Here is a 20,464-nt window from a genome sequence, read left to right as displayed (position 1 = left end):
CGGGAGGAAAAGCGATGTTAAAGGTACAAGGTGGACAATCCTTTAGTAAACAACGAGAAGCGATTCAAGTGGCCTTACTTTCTGGATTTTACTGTGAACAGACAACCTTTCCAATTGCCAGCACAGAAGTAGGCGAAGCCGCGCCATCATTGCAGGAGTTGGCAGCGAAGCAAAAAGTCGATGGAGAAGGTGTGCAAGTGCCAGAGAATTATCAAGCGGTGAATGAGTACACCGACAAAATGATGATTTTTGACTGGCGTGAGGAAACAGGCTTAGAGAAGCTTTTCAGCATTGGGCCTTTTATAAAGGATCAAAATAATGACTTATTGCCGGATGAGCTGACGGTCAAAATGATTCTACCAGAAAAATGTGATGCATCTTTCGTGACAGCCGCCAGTAATCTAGCCTTTCGTTTAGGGATGGAAACAACAGCGATTAGTGATTGGCTCCTTGTTGAAAATTATCAAGGCGGTCCCGCCATTCTTTTTCGTGAAGCGGAAAGTTCTCAAATTCGGCAGCAAGACGAGTTGGTGATCATCGAAGGTCGCGGCAAGGAGCTAGAAGAAATCTCAGCAATTATCTGTGAGCAGTTCCCAAAGCTTTCAAGCTTTGAAACCTGGACCAGTTATCTGCAAAAGCTGGTAGACGGCTTTTTGCTGAAAAATCTGGATGGGCAATTGGCCTATGCGTCGAGTCTCTCAGATCAGAAGGTCACTGCCTACGTTTCTCCTGAAATCACGCAGCGGCAAGCAGAAATTGAGGCAGCATTGCCTGAAATAAACTTTGTGAATCATCGCTCGATGGTGAAAAGCTGGCAGAAATCCTTTGATTTAGACTGGGAAGTGGATGTGTTTCTAACCGAATTGACTGCTGTTTACTCGAAGTTACAGCCAGGAGATCAGATTGAGATTCAAGGAGTTTTAAGCGAAGACCGGCAAGTACGAGCAGAGCTAAAAGACCAAATTGAAGCAGAATTGCAGGCGCGTCAGGTAACCGGAACCGTTGAGTTGATTTGCGCTCATAAGCAAGGCTATTCGTGGATAGACGAAATTATTTTACCTACACTGAAAAGTCAGAAAATTGAAAAAGTTACGATCAATTTCAAGCCTTTTTTACCTGAAGGGATCACCGACTGGACGGATGAAGCGGGTGCGACGCCCACCTATAATACTGTGGATGGCCATGATCCTGAGAAATGGAACGACTTGCCGATTCGCTATTTGCAAGAGCTGTATCCGATTCAAGACAATCTCATGACTGCACTGGATTTGTCGGCTGATCAGATCGAGTTTGCGACGTATTCCGGTACAGGAGAGCTGACCTATGAAGTATTAGCGGAAACGGAGACTGGCATTGAGCGTTGGACCTATCAGGCCAGCTATTCGGAAAGAACCTATTTATCCGCTTATCCTGGAATGGGTAAGGTTCATCCGCCGACGGGTCGAATTCAAGTGACAATTAACGGAGAGTGCTGTTTATCTAAGCAATTCGCAACAGATGTCGAAAAAATTTGGACGCTGTATCAAGAGGAAGTGCTGCCGACTACTCGTGCGTGGGTCGAAGAACATGGAAAAGATCAATTGACTATAGAACAGCAGCCTTTTTTCGCGCAGTTGAAATTAGCTATTTCTGCTAGTGAGCCGAATGAGCAATTAGCAAGCCGTAAAGACCTATTGTCAAGTTTGGATGCCCTACATGAGGATATTTACTTTGCTGGTGCGGATTATTTTAAAAACTATGGATTAGAAGCTTGCGGTGCAATGTTTGAAGAGCCGGGGCTGATTTTACCTGTGATCCGTCAGGAGATCGGCAAGCCGCAATTTGAAGCAACGATTTTTGATCATGTAAAAAAAGAACCGCAAATTTTGGCGGGCGATCATGTGTTGCCTCATCCTAAGGAGCGCAAAGAAGTCCAGTGTACGCTTCATTCCATCACGTATCAGCAGGGAAAATTGATCGCGACGATCCAGATCGAGGGTGTAGCGCCTGAAGTGGTAGAGGCATATGCAAGCTTGCTAGGAAAAGATCTTGTCGCAAAAGAATTTGAATTTGATTTATACGATCAGCTTATTTTTCAGGTGGCGGATAAGCACTTTTTGGTGAAGCAAACGCCGAAAACGACTAAGATTTCCCAAGATTTGACGATTGATCAAATCAATCTCTACCCCGATCAAGTGATCGGTTATGAAGAATACTTAGAAATCATTCAACAGCTGAAGCGTGTGCCGCAGCTTGAGGTCTATAAAATCGCGAACTCCTATTTAGGACGAGAAATTTATGCGATTGAATTCGTATCGCAGGCAGCGCAAACAGGATACGTCTCCAGAACCAAACGGCTGACCAACTATCCCTCAGAAATCATTAACGCGCGGCATCACGCCAACGAAGTTTCAGGAACCAACGGCGCTTTCCTACTATTGAAGGAATTATTGACTGATTCGAAGTATCACGGGATTGCTGATCGGTTGAATTTGGTTCTTGTTCCCTTAGAAAATGTGGACGGGGCGGCGATTCATTATGAATTGCAGAAGGATAATCCTGAATGGAAGCTGCATGTTGCTCGTTTCAATGGTGTGGGGAAAGAATTTTATTATGAATACTTCAATCTCGATACCAACTATCCAGAGGCAATGGGGATGACAAGACTTTACGAACGGTTTGTTCCAGATGTCATGGTTGATAATCATGGGGTGCCTACTCACGAGTGGGAGCAGCCATTTTCGGGCTATACATCGCCTTCTTATAAGGGCTTTTGGCTGCCGCGTTCCTTATTATACGGCTATTTCTGGGTGCCTACGAATGAAGAATATCGTTCAAATATTGTATTGAACAAAAAAATTGAAGACGCGATCGCAGAAGCGATTGGTGCGGTTCCTGAGATGAAACATTGGAATGAAGAATGGGCGGCACAATTTGAGACCTATGCCCATAAATGGCTGCCGAAGCTCTTTCCAGCTGAATATTACAAGGAAATGATCAATTACTGGATCGGTTTTGCGGCTGATCCGCAGCATCGCTATCCGTCTATTCGCTTCCCTTGGCTGACTTCAGTCGCCTATACCAGTGAAGTTGCGGATGAGACTGCACAGGGAGATTACTTAACCTTATGTGCCCAAGCCCACGTGGTGCATGACTTAGCCATCATTGATTTATTACTGGCGGCCACCATGCTTTATCAAACTTCGACTGTTTTAACGACAGAAGAAATTGTTATTAGTCATACTCGGCTTCGACCGATTATTGCAACAACTTAAGGAGGAATTTTTATATGGAATTAGTTAAATTAATAGGTATCTTAATCGTAATTGTCGGCTTTGCGCTAAAATTGGATTCAATTTTGATTATTTTAGTAGCTGCCGTCGTTACAGCGCTCACCGGCGGGTTAGGTGTAGAAGGGTTACTAACGACCCTGGGAACAAGCTTTGTTTCAAACCGTTCAATGGCAATTTTCATTCTAATCATGCTTGTAACAGGAACCTTGGAACGAAATGGCTTGAAGGAATCTGCAGCGAAATTAATCAGTAAAATCAAGAATGCGTCAGCTGGTGCGGTTATCGGTGCCTACGGAATTATGCGTTCCATCTTTGCGGCCTTTAACATCAGCTTTGGTGGGGTAGCTGGATTTGTACGTCCGATTATCATGCCGATGGTGATCGGTTCGATCGAAGCTAAAGGCAAGGAACCAGAAGAGGACTATGTGGAAGAGCTGAAGGGCATGTCTTCAGGAATGGAAAATATCGCATGGTTCTTCTTCCAAGTATTGTTCGTCGGCGGACCGGGAGCGTTATTGGTGCAAGCGACATTGAAGGATTTAGGTTACGAAACCAGCCTGCTTGATCTAGCCAAGGTTGAAATTCCCGTTGCGTTATTTGCCGTCATCGTGGCGATTGTTTATTACTTCTTAAAAGACCGCAAATTATACAAAAAATACTACGGCAGTAAGAAATAGGGAGGAACATACATGTCATTTTTTCTAAGTCAAGACGTTTTATTATCTGAAAAATTACTTGAAATTATTTATCTTATTATGGGTGCTGTCGCTATCTATACCGGGATCAAAAACGCCCGTGACAAAGCCAACGCAACCCCGATTGGAACAGCGATCTTTTGGTGTGCCTTAGGAATCGTTATGATGTTTGGTCGTTGGATTCCGCCAATGATCAATGGTGTCTTAGTCATTCTTATGACCCTGCCGCCAATCTTTAAAAAGGTAAACAAAGGAAAAGAAAGTGCCCCAACAGAAGCTGTTACGAAGAAAATGGCGGACAAGATCGGGATGAAAATCTTCATTCCAGCCTTAGCGATGGGAATTTTCGCGATCATTTTCGCGGTATTCACTCAATTAGGCGCGTTAGTCGGTGTGGGTGTCGGTGTTTTAGTCGCGATTGTTATATTGATGGTTTACTCAAACTCAAACAAACCGATTGTGTTTTTAGATGATGCGGAACGGATGCTGTCAACAGTGGGGCCATTAAGTATGCTGCCGATGCTGTTAGCAAGCTTAGGAGCGATCTTTACCGCTGCCGGAGTTGGGGAAGTCATTTCAGAGCTTGTCGCAAAAGTTATTCCTAAAGGAAATGTCAACTTAGGGATCATCGTTTTTGCTATCGGTATGATGTTGTTTACTATGATTATGGGGAATGCCTTTGCGGCGATCACCGTTATGACTGTCGGAATTGGTGCACCATTTGTTTTAGCCTATGGCGCTGATCCTACCCTGATTGGGATGGTGGCATTAACCTGCGGATATTGCGGAACTTTATGTACACCAATGGCCGCAAACTTCAACATCGTTCCCGTTGCTATGCTGGAAATGAAAGACCGCTTTGGTGTAATCAAGAATCAAGCACTATTGGCCGTAGTCTTCTTAGTTTTCCAAATTGGCTACATGATTGTTTTCAAATAAGTTTTGTATAAAGAAAGGTGAGAATAATGAACGTATTAATTACCGGTTTTGATCCATTTGGCGGAGCAGCAATCAACCCCGCCTATGAAGCAGTAAAATTATTGCCAGACACCATCGAAGGTGCTAACATTCATAAATTAGAAATCCCAACCGTCTTCAAAAAGGATGGGGAAGTCTTAGCAAAAGCCATCCAAGAGCAAAATCCTGACATCGTGATCTGTGTCGGACAAGCAGGCGGGCGCTCAGATATTTCGATTGAAAAAGTCGCTATCAATTTAATGGAAGCCCGCATCCCCGATAACGAGGAGCAGCAGCCATTGAATCAAGTCATTCACGAAGATGGCGAAACAGCCTACTTTGCGACTATTCCAGTCAAAGCGATGGTCAGCAATGTGAAAAAAGCTGGCATCCCATCAAGCGTGTCCTACACAGCTGGAACCTTTGTCTGCAACGATATTATGTACCGTTTACTATACTTAGCGGATAAAGAAAACAAGAATATCAAAGGCGGCTTCATCCACGTTCCGTATTTACCCGAACAAGTGATAGACCTGCCAGTCGGCACACCAAGCATGCCGGTAGAAACTATTGCTAAGGGTCTGGAAGCAGCAATCGCTGCCGCTGTAACTATAGACGAGGATCAAAATGTGGCGATGGGAACGATTATGTAAGTAAAAAAACTGCAAACAATTTCCGTTTTACGGAAGCTGTTTGCAGTTTTTTTTATGACTTATATCAAGTCATTATAGAAAAGGAAGTGAGAGGTGTATTTGCTAATAATTATTAACTTATTGATTGTCGATAGTCATTCGGAGAGAGGGCAAACTTTTCATAAAAGATCTTATAGAAAAAGCTCAAATTTTTATAGCCTACCTGTTGAATAATTTGTTCTACGGGGAGAGTCGAGTTTCTCAGCAGCAGACTAGCATGATTCAATTTAATCTCTTGAATAATTGAAATGAAAGACTTGCCTACCTGTCTATGGATCATCCGACTCAGATAGCTGGGGTTATAGCCAAAGTGTTCGGCAACTTCCTTTAACGAACAGTTCATATAGTTCTTCTCCATATAATCCAAAATGTCTCCGATATAAAATTCGTTGGCATTTCTGGATTCTTGCGCCTGTTTTTTTTGAAAGGAACGCAACAATTCTGAAAAAATGATGATCATATAGGCGTCAATAATTTCGTGTGAATCTGTACTAGGATCGAAATAATGAGAGAGCAGACCTTCCATTGCATCGAGTAGAAATTCATTGTTCAGCGCTTCGAACACGATGAATTGATCGTGTTTTTGCGTCTCAGAAAGAGCATCAACAGCAAATTGAGCGATCGTACTGTTGGAGGCGAGACGGCTAAGCATTCGAGAAGAGAAGTATTCTTTTTTCATCAGTAAATTAATCAAGATATCTTCTTCTGAGGTTTCCATGATCCGGTGAATGACTTCGGTATCTAATAGGCAAAAGGCTCCTTTATTCAACTGAACCTTTTCCTCGTTGATAATCATCTCTACATTGCCTGAATAGACATAGCTCATTTCAATGAAATCATGCATGTGGAAAGGGGTATAGGAATGTCGGGCGTGCTTCAGAATAATTACTTGGCTGCTTTCTAAAAAATTTTTATAGGCAAAATCTTTTTTCAAGGCGCTTTCTAGATGCTTTTTGTAGGTATATAGATAGACTTTTTGTCCCGCCTCCGTGAGAACAAAGGAAAAATTCTCATCATCTAATGAATGGACGTCTTTGGACTCGGAAGGCTTAAGCAGTGCTAATTCAGTATCGGTGTAGGCAGTCAATCGTTTGCGAATTTCATTTTTGTCCATGCGCTTCCCTCCTGTAAAAATAGTCAATATCCACTGATCTCATTCCTATGGTAGACTGAAAATGATAGCGGTGTCAATAAAATTATAATTTCAGCTAATCATTTGAGAGTATTGATTAAGACTATTAAATCAATCTATCTCTTAATTTTATTTCATTAGAGTTGAACGAGGAAGTTCTACTCGGATAAAAGAGAAGAAGTAAAAATCGGTCAATGCTCTTGTCAAAATTAGATATTATCTTGAAGCGAATCATCCTTTATGATGATTATGATAGCGATATCATAAAAGATGATCCGGACATCATTGATAGTCACTACAGAATATAGAAGGAGCTGTGACAAGATGAATAGTGAAAAAATGCCTTTAGGGGACAAGATACAAGAAAAGTTGGGGCCATTTTCGGCCAAAGTAAATGGAAATCTCTATATCCAAGCGATTCGAGATGCAATGCTCGCGTATATGCCTTTCACCTTTGTGGCTTCGATCTTTTTGATTATTGCTTTTTTTCCAATCGACGCGGTTACGAATTTTATTACAAAGCTGCTGGGAACAGCGGATGCCAGTGTTTGGCAAAATAAATTGCTGTATGTAAACAATGCCACGCTTGCTATAGGCGGACTTATTGTTGTAATTTCTTTATCCAAATCATTAGCAGAAAAACTGAATGTGAACAATACCCAAAATATTTTAACGGCGTTAGTTTCATTTCTATTATTGACCCCTTTAACTGAAACTGAAAGTGGTCCAATGCTGGACATCTCACGTATTGGCGCACAATCTATGTTTCTTGCCATTGTTGTTAGCATCATCAGTGTAAAACTGTACAAATTGATTGCAGATAAGGATATAAAGATTAAAATGCCTGCGTCTGTCCCGCCAGCAGTGGCTGGACCTTTTGAGTCAGTGATTCCATCATTTATTGTTGTACTGGTGTTCTTTATTTTGCGAATGATCTTAGAGATTGGTTTGAAAAATGATGCACTAAGCCTGATCAATACTGTTTTAGGGGTGCCCTTGACCTTACTTGGAGGTTCTTTAGGCGGTATTGTTGTGGTAAAAATCTTTGAACAATTTTTATGGTTCTTTGGGTTACATGGTTCTTCAATCATCGCAGCGGTTATGGACCCTATTCATCAGGTGCTAGAGGATCAAAACAAAGTTGCTTCCTTAGCAGGGGAGCTTCCTGAAAATATTATCAGCATGAGCTTTAGAAATCACTTTGCATCAATTGGTTTAGTTGGAGCGATTATCGCAATCTTGATTGTGGCAAAAAGTCGTCAATATCGAGAAGTGGGGAAGATCGCTTTTGTTCCTTATCTGTTTAATATTGGAGAACCCACCTTGTTTGGGATTCCGTTGATGCTGAATTTCAGTTATATCATTCCTTTCCTATTAGGAAACACCATTTCGACAGTTGTCTCCTACATTGCCTTTGCGACAGGCTTAGTTCCAGTACCGACAGGCTTAGCCCAACTGCCTTGGACGACACCGATTATCTTTAGCGGTTATTTTGTTACTGGAAGTATCAGAGGATCGATCCTGCAGATTGTGCTGTTAGTGGTGGTTACGTTCCTCTGGCTGCCATTTGTTAAAGCAGCTGACAAGCAAATCTATGAAGCGGAAAAGGCGACGGATTTGGCTTGATCATCGGAGAAGGGAAGGAGGGGACAGTTATCAGTATTTTGATTAATGGTATAGCTGAACCTTACACAGTTTTATTAGATTCCCCGCTGTCAATTGACTGGCGTACAGTGGCTTTTGACCAAGCTGGATATACACTACGAATAACTGACGAGCAGGGACAACAGATTTTTAAAGAAGAAAAGCAAGCGACGGCAATGAAAGTGAACGTTGACCTAAGTCATTTAGAGCAGGTACGGCAAACATATTTTGTTCAGCTCACTTTGTTTTCTACAACTAAAGAGCAGAAAAAACTGACTAGTCAATTTACAACAGCGAGCAAAAGAATCCAAGAAGCAGAGTGGATCACCCGATTAGATAATCCGATTTTGAAAGAAGCCACGTATTTTAGAGACAATCCTACAATTGTTTTATCGAAACAACTGAAGCTTGATACATCAGTGAAACAGGCGTGGATTGATCTTTGCGGATTAGGCTACTATACCTTGTTTATTAATGGCAAACGTGTTGGAAAAGACTATTTAATCAATGATGTGACCAACTATAATAAGGTTGTCTATTATGATACTTACGAAATCACGAAGTATTTGACAGTAGGGGAGAATTGTATTTCGGTTGAGTTGGGCAACGGTTGGTATAATCCGGCTCCAATCAATATTTTAGGGAAATACAATGTACGAAAACAGCTATCGATTGGGAAACCTTGTTTAATAGCTAGTATCGAGGTAAAAGATTTTGAAGGCAATCATCAGCAGGTCTTGACGGATACCACATGGAAGAGCGCCGAAGGGAATATTCTAATGAATAATGTTTTTGTCGGAGAAAAAGTTACAGATCAATGCGGTGAAAAGAAAGCCAAAACAGTAAAAATTCTCGGGCCTGCAGGAACGCTGATACCTGGAAGTATTCCAAAAATACAACGAGTCGAAAAAAGCTCACCAAAGAAAATAACTACTATAGGAAATAAAGTAATTGTAGACTTTGGAGAGATTCTATCTGGTCAAATATCGTTGACTGTTTCAAAGAACTATCTTGGAAAAATTATTCTCAATTACTCTGAGAGAATGTATGATAAAAAAGCACTGGATTTCTCAAGCACGATTAGCGGCGTTTATGGTATTACCGATCCTGAATTGGGGATTACAGCGAATCAACGGATTATTCAAAGTGATACCCTCGAGAAAACTAAAAAAGCGACTTTTCAATTTTCTAATCAATACTCTTATCATTCTTTTCGTTATGTAGAGTTTATTTTTAGCGAAGCCGTTCCTTTTGAAGCGGTGATTGAAGAACTCTGCGCTTATAGAGTGCATACGAATGTTGAAGTGATCACTGAATTTGAAACATCGCTACCGCTGTTGAATCAATTATGGCGGAGTGGTCTGCAAACACGATTAAATAATATCCATTCTTATTTTGAAGACTGCACGAGAGAACGATTTGGTTATGGCGGAGATATTGTCGCCTTGATGTCGTCCCATCAGTATTCAATTAATGGCGTAGCTTTGCTGAAAAAGGTGATGATCGATTTCATCAACGATCAAACCATCGATGGCGGCATTCCAGCGACAGCACCATTTGTAGGTATTATGACGAATGGACCAAGTAATAAAGCCGGTGCGATTGATTGGCAGCTGGTGCTGCCGACGATTGCCAACAGTTTGTTACAGTTTTATGATGAAATGCACTTTGTTCAACAATGTACTGCTAGTTTCAAGAAGCATATCGACTATCTTCTTAGCTTTGACTTTGACTATATCAAAGCCTGCAGCTTAGGCGACTGGGGATCAATTGATGAGAAAACCAATGGCGCTGTTATTACTTCGCCAGACCAGGAATTTTGCTCTGCTTGCAGCTACAGCATTATTCTGCAAGAGTATCAGCAGCTGATGAAAGAGTTAGCCGAATATGAATCAGCCGGTCTTCTTTCTAAAAAAATTGTGGAAGTAAACCAATCCATTTTCTCTGAATATGCTCATGCAGATGGCTCTTTTGGAGAAGGAACACAATCGAGTGCAGTTTTCGCCTTAAAAGCGAATTTGGTTCAAGGAGAATCTCGAGAGGAATTGATCCAGCAGTTAATCGAGAAGATAGCTGCCAACGATGGTGTCATATCTTTAGGAATTTTTGGGATGGCTTGGATATATGAACTGCTTGCTATCGAGGAGCATCAGATGATTCTATTTGATTGGCTCACTAGGTCGGAAGCACCAAGCTATCAAGCGATGCTAGCTGAAACTGGAACCTTATCCGAACATTTTCCTCTTCAAGAAGGAGCGGCAACGTACAACGGTTCATTAAACCATGCGATGTTTTCTTCCTACTCCGCGTGGATGGTCAGGCAGATTCTAGGAATCAGCTTTCCAGAAGGAATAAATGGACAAATATTCATCACTCCGCAAACAGCTTTTTCGCTCGAGACTATATCTGGCAGTATCCAAACCCCCTTCGGTAAAATCCAGCTTCAATGGACTCAAACAGAAGAAGAGATAAAAGGGAAAATAAATTTACCAAAAAACCAACCCTATACATTGAATCTTCTGACTTCAGATTGGCAAGTAGAAGAACGCTGTCGAGATCTGGGGGAAAGTCTCGAACTATTTGTGAGATTGACGAAGGGATAGGTTGAAGAGAGGAACACCAAGCATTCAGAAGAGGATGTTTGGTGTTTTTTTGGTCTGTAATAGTTTATCTCTTAGAATGGAATGCACGAAATCTCATTACAAAAAAGTGAAATCTCTTAACTTTTGATTGAAATCGAAAATAGAAGCGCTTTCTTATGGGTGGTAGACTAGGTTCTGAAAAAAGGAGGCGGAGTATTTGAGACAAAAGAATCGTACATTTGATTTAAACATTTCGAAAGATGGTCATTGTCAGAATTATATGTTGTTGATGACGAGCATCATTGGAGCCGTAATAATGCTGCTTTATGTAAGATTTGAAAAACAGGAAGATCACATTCTTGCTGAGTTAGAAAAAAGACGCCAGCAAGTGATTTAATAGATGCAAAAAAACCATTCTTTTCTTATCAGAGAGTTTTGATCTCAGATAATAAAAAGAGTGGTTTTTAAGTATAAAGTTACAGTTTCTCTTTGTATAAAAAGGACTTTCATGATGCATTGATCCTGTAAAAGAGGCTATTTATATTCTCTCCTGCCTAAATAATAACTAGAGCTTATTCTAGAAAAAACTAAAGAAAGCGTTGACAACAAAACTTTCGGCAGTTATTATAAGCTTGTAAGAAAGAAAAAGAGCTAGGAATAGCAAGGTAGCTGTTCTTAGAGTTATGTGACTGGTAATGCAGGCAGAACTCAGATTATGCACTAAATATACTGAAATCTTTTCAGTTTGTTTAGTCTGTAATCTGAGTTTTTTTTCTGGAAAGGAGTAAATGATGAAAGTAGTAAAAATTTTAAATAACAATATCGCAATCATTGATAAGGGCGGTCATGAATCAATCGTTTATTCACCGGGAATCTCCTTTAAAAAAAGCGTTGGCCAACGAATAACGGATTCCGAAATTGAAAAAACGTATGTCTTAGATTCTAAGGATCGATTAGAGCATTTCAGCTATTTGCTGACTCATTCAGATGAGAAAATGATTCATTTGTTGAATGATATTGTCGCTTACGGCGAGTTTGTTGCAGAACAAAAAGCCAATGATTATCTGTATTTAGCGCTGCTTGATCATCTTACTTTTGCGATAAAGCGGGGAGAAAAGGATCAGTTTATTCGCAGTCCATTGACCTGGGAGGTCCAGAAATTTTATCCCAAGTTCTATGATATCGGGTTGTATGCGGTTAAGTTGATGCGTAAAACCTTCCACTATGAGTTTCCAGATGAGGAAGCTGTGTCTATCGCCTTACATTTTGTCAATATTCAGGAAAGTCAATCACTATTGGATGAAACGTTGGAAAGCATGGAAATATTGAGAGATATCTTGAACATTATTAAGTACCATTTCAATATTTCATTAGATGAAACCTCGATGAATTATATGCGGTTAGTAACACATTTGCAGTATTTTATCGAGCGGTTAAGAAAGCAGGAGGTTTACAGTGAAGACAGTGTCGGGCTGTTCGAACAAGTAAGACTGCTTTACCCAGAAGCCTTTAAGGCAACGGAAAAAATTGATATTTATGTGAAGGGCAGATTCAATCAATATCTGTCGAAGGACGAATATACCTATTTGATGATTCACATTAATCGTGTGACTGAGAGAAAGGAAGAAAAAGAATGAAATACCAAGAATTCAATCAAGAAATTATTGATTTAGTGGGTGGAAAAGACAATATCGAAGCGGTTGTTCATTGTATGACCAGACTGAGATTTACCTTGAAGGATCGATCAAAAGCGCAAACAGAGGCGATCAAAGAAATGGATGGGGTCATTGATGTCGTCAGTAATCCAGTCGCTTATCAAATTATTGTAGGTACACACGTGAATGACGTTCATAAGGAATTGATCAGTATGCTTGGGCTAGACTCTGAAGCCCAAGGAACAGGCAAAAAAGAAAAAAAGAATTTTGTTAAAGCAGCTTTAGATGTTGTTTCTGAATCAATGACCCCGATTTTAGAACCCATTATCTGTGCAGGGCTGTTAGCGGCGGTTCTTTCGATTGTTTCACTAACCGGGCTTATCTCACCGGAAAGCTCGACGTATATGATCTTTGATACATTACGCAACGCGGTATTTTACTTCTTGCCGATCTTTATGGCAATGAGCTGTGCGAAGCGGCTGGGGGCGAATCCTTATTTAGCGGTTGCTTTAGCGGTAACCATTTTATCGGATTCGATTAACGGCGTATCTGGTTTGAACATGTTCGGGATCGGATTGCCTGAAATCACTTATTCTAACAGCTTTGTTCCAATTTTATTAGCCGTTTGGATCATGGGCTATGTGACGAAATACGTGAAGAAAATTGTTCCTGATTCATTGCAGCTGTTTTTAACCCCTTTATTGGTAATGATCGTGATGCTGCCGGCAACGTTATTAGTTTTTGGTCCGTTAGGTTTTTATTTAGGGGAAGGCATTATCGGTGTATTCAATTGGTTGCTAAATACTGTCGGCAGCTGGTTCGTATTGATGCTGTACTCAGCATTGCAGCCGTTTCTGATTATGTTAGGGGCAGGGAATTTTATCATGCCAGTAGTGGCTTCACTGATTGCGGCGAATGGGTATGATCCAGCCTTTATTACGGCTTGTACGATTTCTGATATCGCGGTAGGCGGTGCGATGCTTGGGTACTTTTTACGTACGAAGAACAACAAACAAAAACAATTATTTGGTACGGTGACTCTTTCGGCAATCTTAGGGATCACTGAGCCAGCGATTTACGGGGTATTTGTAAAATATCGTCGTCCATTCGTAGCCGTTATGATCGGCGGCGGATTAGGCGGATTATTTGCCGGCATTACGGGAGTTAAGGCCTATTCGATGGCTTGGGGATTGTTTGGCCTACCTTCATATATCGGTCAAGGAGACTTTGCGAATTTATGGTTCATGGTGGCAGCCGTTGCGATCAGCTTCTTAGGTGCAGCGATTGCTTCTTACATGTTAGGTGTGCCGGCTGAAAATGACGAGGAGACGCAAGAACTTTCTTCTGAAAAAGCGGTTGAAGAAGGAACAAAGATCAGTGTCCGCTCCATTCCATTAAAGAGTGTGGTTAAAGGCCAATTGGTTCAATTATCAGAGATTGCGGACAAGGCCTTCTCAACAGGTGCTTTAGGAAAAGGTGTCGGAATCATCCCTGAGGACAATGCGATTTATTCGCCAATCGATGGAGAGGTAACTGTAGTATTTTCGACCAAGCATGCGATTGGGATCAAAGGGGAGAACAACGCAGAAATCTTGATCCACATAGGTATTGATACGGTTGAACTGGATGGTGAAGGCTTTGAACTTTCGATAAAAGCCGGAGATAAAGTCCATGCAGGGCAAAAATTAGGGACTGTTGATTTTGAAGCGATCAAGCAGGCGGGCTATGATCCGACAACGATCGTAGTTGTGACTAATACCAATGATTACCTGGATGTGATTCCAGAAACAAATAAGCCTGTCTGTGATAGTGATCTCTCAATGAATATTATTTTTGAATAGAGGATAAAGGATGAAGATAGATACGAATTTTTTATGGGGCGGCAGCATCGCCGCCCATCAATGTGAAGGTGCAGTGAACGAAGGAAATAAGGGAACGGGTATTATGGACTTGGTGACGGTAGGGGCTTATGGACAACCAAGAGAAATTCATGAGGCATTCAAAGAAGACTGCCGTTACCCCTCTCATCAGGGAATTGATTTTTATCATCGTTATAAGGAAGACATCGCTTTATTTGCTGAAATGGGATTTAAGGCTCTGCGAATTTCGATTGATTGGTCGAGAATTTTTCCAAAAGGGGATGAGGAAGTTCCGAATCAGGCGGGGTTGGATTTCTATAATGATGTCGTTGATGAACTTCTCAAACATAATATCGAACCAATCGTGACGCTCTATCATTTTGAAATGCCGATCCATTTAGTCACTGAATACGGTTCTTGGACAAATCGCCAAGTAATTGATTTCTACCTGAAATTTTGTGAAACGATGTTCCGTAGCTTGAAGGGAAAAGTGACGTATTGGGTAACGTTTAATGAGATGAATCATATTGATCCGCAGACGGAAGCGAGTGATATTTTTACTTATATTATTGCGGGACTCAAGTATTCTGAGATTGAAAATAAAAAAGATACGTTGGCACAAATTGGCTATCATATGACCTTAGCTAGTTGCTTAGCTGTGAATCTAGCACGGCAAATTGATCCGCAAAACAAAGTTGGATGTGTCTTTGGCATTGAGCCGGTCTATCCTGTGGACTGCAACCCGCAAAATGTTTTGAATGCTTTTCAACAAATGGATCGAGATTTTTACCAAATTGACGCGATGTGCAATGGGGAATTTCCGAAGTATAAAATGAAGGAATATCAAGCCATCGGCATTGAGCTTGAGATCAGCGAGGCAGATCAACAAGCCTTTAAAAATGGAAAACTGGATTTTATCGGGATGAATTACTATGCTTCCTCGGTTGCGGAATATGAAGGAGCCGAAGATGGTGCGAGTGCCCTTTTTGGCGGTCTGCAAAATCCATTTTTAAAGGTCAGCAAGTGGGGCTGGTCCATTGATCCCATCGGTATTCGTTATTTACTAAATTATACGTATCGCAAATATGGCTTGCCAATCATGATCACGGAAAATGGTCTTGGAGCAGTAGATTTAGTCGAAGAAGGCGGGCAAATTCATGATGAGTATCGCATAGAGTATCTAAAGGATCATATTCTAGAAATCAAAAAAGCCATTGAAATCGACCAGGTAGATTGCATCGGCTATTTAATGTGGGGACCGATCGATCTAGTAAGTGCAACGACTGGTCAGATGAGCAAGCGCTATGGCTTTATCCATGTTGATCTGGATGATGAAGGAGAAGGTACCTTAGCACGTTCACGCAAAGATTCCTTTGAATGGTACAAAGAAACGATTAAGGATAATGCTGAGAATTTGGTGGAATAGACAATTTAATAATTATTAGGACAGCTGGGGAGATTCCTCAGCTGTTTTTGAGGGGAAGAATCATGTAGGTATCACAGCCTCGGACAGGTTTAAGTAAGTTAAATGGTCCGAGGCTTTTTTTTTCTTCAAGCTATTATCCGTCTTTCGGTATTCACTGGGAGAAATATCGGGCTTCATTAAAGAACTTCTTAAATTGCAAAAGAGCGATGCGCATCTGGAAATCTGCGAGACGTAAGCAATAAGTGACATTGTGCTAGATGAAATTTAATCTGACAACAAAAAATATAGTGATCAACAAATGGTTGTATAATTACCATTCAACTGTTGGAAGTTTTTTCTAAATGGTTGATTACATAATAAAATTAACAAGGTAAGATTGAAAATATGAATTAAAAATATCGCAAAAGAAATATCCCAAATCCTCTAATATTTCAGTGAAAAGCTGTTAAACGAATCCTATTAAGTATTGTTAATTACATCTCTTTGATTCATCTAAAAGTATCGCCGTATAACCCTCCACTGACCCACCACTCATTCGTTTGTTGGTAAACTACCATAGTTACAAGAAAGTGGGGGAGCAAAATGGAAGAAAATGAGAGACAAGAACCATCGGTAGGTTGGCGTAAAAAAACCATTCTATTTATTTTTAGCCAAGCGATTACTTTGTTCGGCTCGTCAATCGTGCAGATGGCGATTATTTGGCAGGTAGCTTTAGAAACTTCATCAGGATTATGGGTAACTCTTCTCACACTTAGTTCAACAATTCCACAAACGATTCTTTCCTTTTTTGGAGGCGTGTGGGCGGATCGGTATCCACGGAAACGGCTGATCATTCTGGCAGATGCGGGAATCGCATTGGTCACGCTATTTTTAGCGGTGGTCTTTCTCTCTGGAGAGTCAATAAATGTTCTGCCGTTATTAATCGTAGTCTCGGCTATACGATCAATTGGATCGGGGATACAAACACCCGCAGTCAGTGCGGTTATCCCTCAAATTGTGCCAGAGGATCATTTGATTCGGTTTAACGGGATCAATGGCAGCATGATGGCGATTGTTCAATTTGCTTCGCCGGCAGCAGCGGGAGCGATTCTATCATTGGGGTCGTTTCATTGGGTATTATTAATCGATGTGGTCACAGCGATTATTGGTATCTCGATACTATCTTTCATACCAATGGTGAATAAAAGAAGGACTAAGAAAGCAGAATCTTCAACCTTTTTTGAAGATATGAGCGCTGGAATTAGTTATGCCATAGGAGAATCAAAGGTAAGGCGATTGCTAATCACCTATGGGACGTTTATTTTTCTAAGTGTGCCATCAAGCTTCTTAACGGTATTAATGATTGAAAGAACGTTTGGTAACAATTATCTGTATTTGACAGTGAATGAAATGGCTGGCTTTGCCGGAATGGTCTTAGGAGGGATTTTTTTAGGCGCTTGGGGCGGTTTTGAGGAAAGATGGAAAACCTTTATTTTTGGCTTATTTTGCTTTGGTTTGTTCTCCTTCGCTCTTGGATTTACCTATTCTTTCTGGCTTTTTGCCTCCTTGATGTTTTTGATGAGCTTTTTCATCCCCGTTGTACAATCATCCACGACAACGATGCTTCAGCAGCAAGTTCCAGAGGAAAAGCAGGGTCGTATTTTTGGCCTTTTGGGGGCGATATACAATAGTTTTATGCCGCTTGGAACTGCTCTATTTGGACCGTTGGCAGATATCGTGAAGATTCAATGGCTGGTGATTATCTGTGGGGGACTTCTTATGGGATTAACCTTACTTGGTTCTTTTCTAAAGAATAAAGCTTGGTGATTTTTCAAATTTTAAATATAGTCTGTAAGCAGTCAAGAGATAGCTTCACTTTAAACTGAAAAAGGCTATTGACACCTTTCTATCAGGAAAGGTGTCTTTTTTCTCTCTTTAACTTTAAAAAAGATAGAATGCTAGCAAGAGTTTCATGTATTATTGAGATAAGCGGCAAAATTGATTGAATGAATCGAAAGCGCTTTTAATTAGTGGAATAGTAATATGACTTTATTTTGTGAAACTTGGAGGAGAATAGTTATGCGCTTGATTGAACCATGGGAGAATATCAGAATCAATGTGCTGTCAGAAAATCGGGTCATGCAGCATTTTGATGAGAACATTCATTTCATTTATGTATTAGCTGGGGAGGTAACCGTCGAAAAAGAAGACACGATTGTTTCGCTGCAAAAAAACGATTTTTATATTTTATCAAAGTCTTTAGTACATACTGTTTATGGGGAAAACGCTCGAGCTTTTGAAATCGTTTTAACTTATACCTTCGAAGATCAAGAAGGACGGGCGTTTGAAGGGAATTCTGTCACACAAGGCAAAAGTTCGGATCAAAAAATAGTTCAGTCTATTGAGCGTTTATTGAAGCTGTATATTTTGCAAGAGAAGCATTCTGTTTCTGAAGTTTTTGAAGAGTATTTTCGCATGATTCATTTACTAGAGAAGGAATACACCGTGTTCTCTAGTCTAGATGAAGACCGAAGTATGAAGCAAAAGGTTTATGAGCTGAAATTTTTCATTGATAACAACTTCGACAAGGATATTCGTTTGGCTGATATTGCGAATAAATTATATGTTTCTGATCAGTATCTATCCAGAAGCTTTTCTAGTGAGATTGGCATGCCAATGAATGAATATTTGATTCGCAAACGCTTGGAAAAGGTACGAAAGGAGTTATTGGAAACGGAAAAAACCGTGACGAATATTGCCTTTTCTGCTGGGTTTTCAAACATTAATTCCTTTAATCGCTTATTCAAAAAGTATCAAGGTTTGACCCCCAGTGAGTTTCGCAAGGAAATAAAAGACACGGTAAAAGTTGAAACGAAGCAGCACGATTTAGCGGAGGAAGACATTCAGAATTTAGAGGTGTATTTCAAAGAAAAGGATGCGAAAATTGACGACGAAACACTCTTAGTGGATATGCAGGAATACTCACGGCAAAATTTTCAAAAAAACATGATTAATTTAGGGTACGCTGGAGATCTTACTCATGCCTCATTTGTAGAACAAATCCATTATCTACAAGAGAATAGTCCCTTTTTATATGGAAGGATCTGGGGATTGTTAAGTGAAGAAATTTTGGAGCAGGTGGGAGACGCTTATGATTTCTCAGCGGTGGATGAAATTCTTCAGGTTATGATTAAAGCGGGGATTAGGCCATTTTTAGAACTGGGGTTCAAAGGAAAATTGATTCATGAATCCCATACACAAATTATAAAAAGTCATTTATTTACGAGGAAATCGTATGAGTTGTCTCATTTGCTACAGCGATTCCAAGCTTTTTTTCATCACTGTGTGGATAAATTTGGTTTGGAAGAGGTATCGACGTGGATTATCGAAATATGGAAGCCTAACCCTCTGGTTTTAAAAACGATTGGCAGCGAAGAACTAACAAGAATAGATGATAATGGTGTCCAGTTAAATCTAGCCAACGAAAAAAATTATATCTATGTCTTTTCAAAAATCCAACAAGTCATTCGTCAAATTGTTCCTGGGATTCAAATTGGTGGCTGCGGTTTGAGCTTAGACATTGAAGACCGCGACCTAAGCTCTTTTCTGACGCAATGGGTCAAAGGAACTGCAGCACCAGATTTTATCAGCTTGTCGATTTATCCGATGGATGCTGTGAAGCAGCAGGTGCACCAGCACAAAAATCATCATGAACCTATTTCTCCAGATTCCAATTATATGCTCCATCAAATGAAGCAGTTCAAGGAGTTGCTCACAGACATTGGTTACGAGGGGAGAACCTACATTACAGAATTCAATGTTACGATTTTAAGTCGGGATATTATCAATGATACGGCCTTTAAAGGTAGCTATATTCTAAAAAATGTTCTCGCAGTAGTGCCTTATTGCGATTTGATTGGTTATTGGCAGCTGACGGATCTATCTGTGACTACCTTTGATACAGCAAATAAGGAGATATTCGGCGGTTCTGGATTGATCTCAAAAAGCGGGGTCCCTAAAATCGGCTACTATGCCTATCGCTTTTTAGGTAAGTTAAGTGATGAAGTTGTCTATCAATCAGAGGAGCTGCTGATTACAAAGGACGATCCAAACCGTATTCAGCTATTGTGTTTTTCCTATAGTCACTTAAATTCTACGTATTATTATGATTTTAATAGTGTTTTTACACGTAGAAATGCAGAAGCTTTATTTACTTCAGCTAGTGTACAAAAGAAACAGATTGTATTGATGAACTTGAAGGAAGAGGAGAGCCTTTATCGATTGAAGTGTTACCGAATCGGTCCGAAATCAGGGAATATTTTAGAAGAAATGAATCAATTGAGTCATTCGGATCGACTGGATGAAGAATTGATCGCCTATTTGAAGCATCGCTGCCAACCGCAAATTGAGGTTAAGGAAGCTGTTTCTAGGAATCGTCAATTAAAAATTGAATTGGAACTATCACCCCAAGATATTCAATTAATTGAAGTTCAAAAAGTTTCTCGTTAAACAAGATTGTATAATACAATCTTGTTTTTTTGTGTCTACGTTGCCTATCATCCTTTGAAAGT

General features: G+C 40.4%; 13 protein-coding genes. 12 read left to right on the top strand and 1 reads right to left on the bottom strand.

Annotated elements, in window-relative coordinates:
- Positions 1 to 14 precede the first annotated feature (14 nt).
- From IGI50_RS19090 to pcp, 4 genes are read left to right on the top strand one after another with little or no spacing between them, the layout of a single operon-like run.
- Entirely contained in the window at positions 15 to 3,254 is a 3,240-nt protein-coding gene (locus IGI50_RS19090) for a M14 family metallopeptidase (RefSeq protein WP_438778143.1), read from the top strand.
- 14 nt (positions 3,255 to 3,268) lie between these two features.
- On the top strand, positions 3,269 to 3,949 hold the full coding sequence (locus IGI50_RS19085) for a DUF969 domain-containing protein (RefSeq protein ID WP_060789425.1): 681 nt from the start codon (positions 3,269 to 3,271) through the stop codon (positions 3,947 to 3,949).
- 12 nt (positions 3,950 to 3,961) lie between these two features.
- Positions 3,962 to 4,906 carry a DUF979 domain-containing protein gene (locus tag IGI50_RS19080; protein ID WP_438778142.1) on the top strand — a complete coding sequence of 315 codons (945 nt, stop codon included), beginning with the start codon at positions 3,962 to 3,964 and terminating at the stop codon, positions 4,904 to 4,906.
- A 26-nt stretch (positions 4,907 to 4,932) separates the two neighbouring features.
- Entirely contained in the window at positions 4,933 to 5,577 is a 645-nt protein-coding gene (gene pcp, locus IGI50_RS19075) for a pyroglutamyl-peptidase I (protein WP_438778141.1), read from the top strand.
- Positions 5,578 to 5,689: 112 nt separating this feature from the next.
- Here pcp and IGI50_RS19070 read toward each other — a convergent pair whose 3' ends face one another.
- Positions 5,690 to 6,730, bottom strand: coding sequence for an AraC family transcriptional regulator (locus tag IGI50_RS19070; RefSeq protein ID WP_438778140.1), 1,041 nt, complete (start codon positions 6,728 to 6,730; stop codon positions 5,690 to 5,692).
- Between the two features lie 342 nt (positions 6,731 to 7,072).
- Here IGI50_RS19070 and IGI50_RS19065 point away from each other — a divergent pair, with 342 nt between their 5' ends.
- The 8 genes from IGI50_RS19065 (at position 7,073) to IGI50_RS19030 (ending at position 20,402) form a co-directional block, all read left to right on the top strand.
- Positions 7,073 to 8,374: a PTS sugar transporter subunit IIC gene (locus tag IGI50_RS19065; protein ID WP_060789547.1), complete on the top strand. Its 1,302-nt coding sequence runs from the start codon at positions 7,073 to 7,075 to the stop codon at positions 8,372 to 8,374.
- Positions 8,371 to 10,995 (top strand): family 78 glycoside hydrolase catalytic domain, encoded by a 2,625-nt coding sequence (locus IGI50_RS19060; RefSeq protein WP_438778139.1) that lies wholly within the window; start codon positions 8,371 to 8,373, stop codon positions 10,993 to 10,995. Before IGI50_RS19065 ends, IGI50_RS19060 begins: the two co-directional genes overlap by 4 nt.
- A gap of 196 nt (positions 10,996 to 11,191) precedes the next feature.
- Positions 11,192 to 11,371 carry a hypothetical protein gene (locus IGI50_RS19055; RefSeq protein WP_438778138.1) on the top strand — a complete coding sequence of 60 codons (180 nt, stop codon included), beginning with the start codon at positions 11,192 to 11,194 and terminating at the stop codon, positions 11,369 to 11,371.
- 394 nt (positions 11,372 to 11,765) lie between these two features.
- Complete coding sequence (locus IGI50_RS19050) at positions 11,766 to 12,611, top strand: PRD domain-containing protein (protein WP_438778439.1); 846 nt, start codon at positions 11,766 to 11,768, stop codon at positions 12,609 to 12,611.
- The gene (locus tag IGI50_RS19045; RefSeq protein ID WP_438778137.1) at positions 12,608 to 14,470 is read left to right on the top strand and encodes a PTS beta-glucoside transporter subunit IIBCA; all 1,863 of its coding nucleotides are present in this window, start codon (positions 12,608 to 12,610) and stop codon (positions 14,468 to 14,470) included. Before IGI50_RS19050 ends, IGI50_RS19045 begins: the two co-directional genes overlap by 4 nt.
- A gap of 10 nt (positions 14,471 to 14,480) precedes the next feature.
- Positions 14,481 to 15,914: a glycoside hydrolase family 1 protein gene (locus IGI50_RS19040; protein WP_438778136.1), complete on the top strand. Its 1,434-nt coding sequence runs from the start codon at positions 14,481 to 14,483 to the stop codon at positions 15,912 to 15,914.
- 582 nt (positions 15,915 to 16,496) lie between these two features.
- Positions 16,497 to 17,720 (top strand): MFS transporter, encoded by a 1,224-nt coding sequence (locus tag IGI50_RS19035; protein ID WP_438778135.1) that lies wholly within the window; start codon positions 16,497 to 16,499, stop codon positions 17,718 to 17,720.
- A 252-nt stretch (positions 17,721 to 17,972) separates the two neighbouring features.
- On the top strand, positions 17,973 to 20,402 hold the full coding sequence (locus IGI50_RS19030; RefSeq protein WP_438778134.1) for a GH39 family glycosyl hydrolase: 2,430 nt from the start codon (positions 17,973 to 17,975) through the stop codon (positions 20,400 to 20,402).
- Positions 20,403 to 20,464 lie beyond the last annotated feature (62 nt).

The organism is Enterococcus sp. DIV0170 (assembly GCF_051710765.1).
GTDB classification, from domain to species: Bacteria; Bacillota; Bacilli; order Lactobacillales; family Enterococcaceae; genus Enterococcus_A; species Enterococcus_A raffinosus.
The sequence above is the reverse complement of the archived record's forward strand: the minus strand, read 5'-3'. Positions and strand labels throughout refer to the sequence as shown.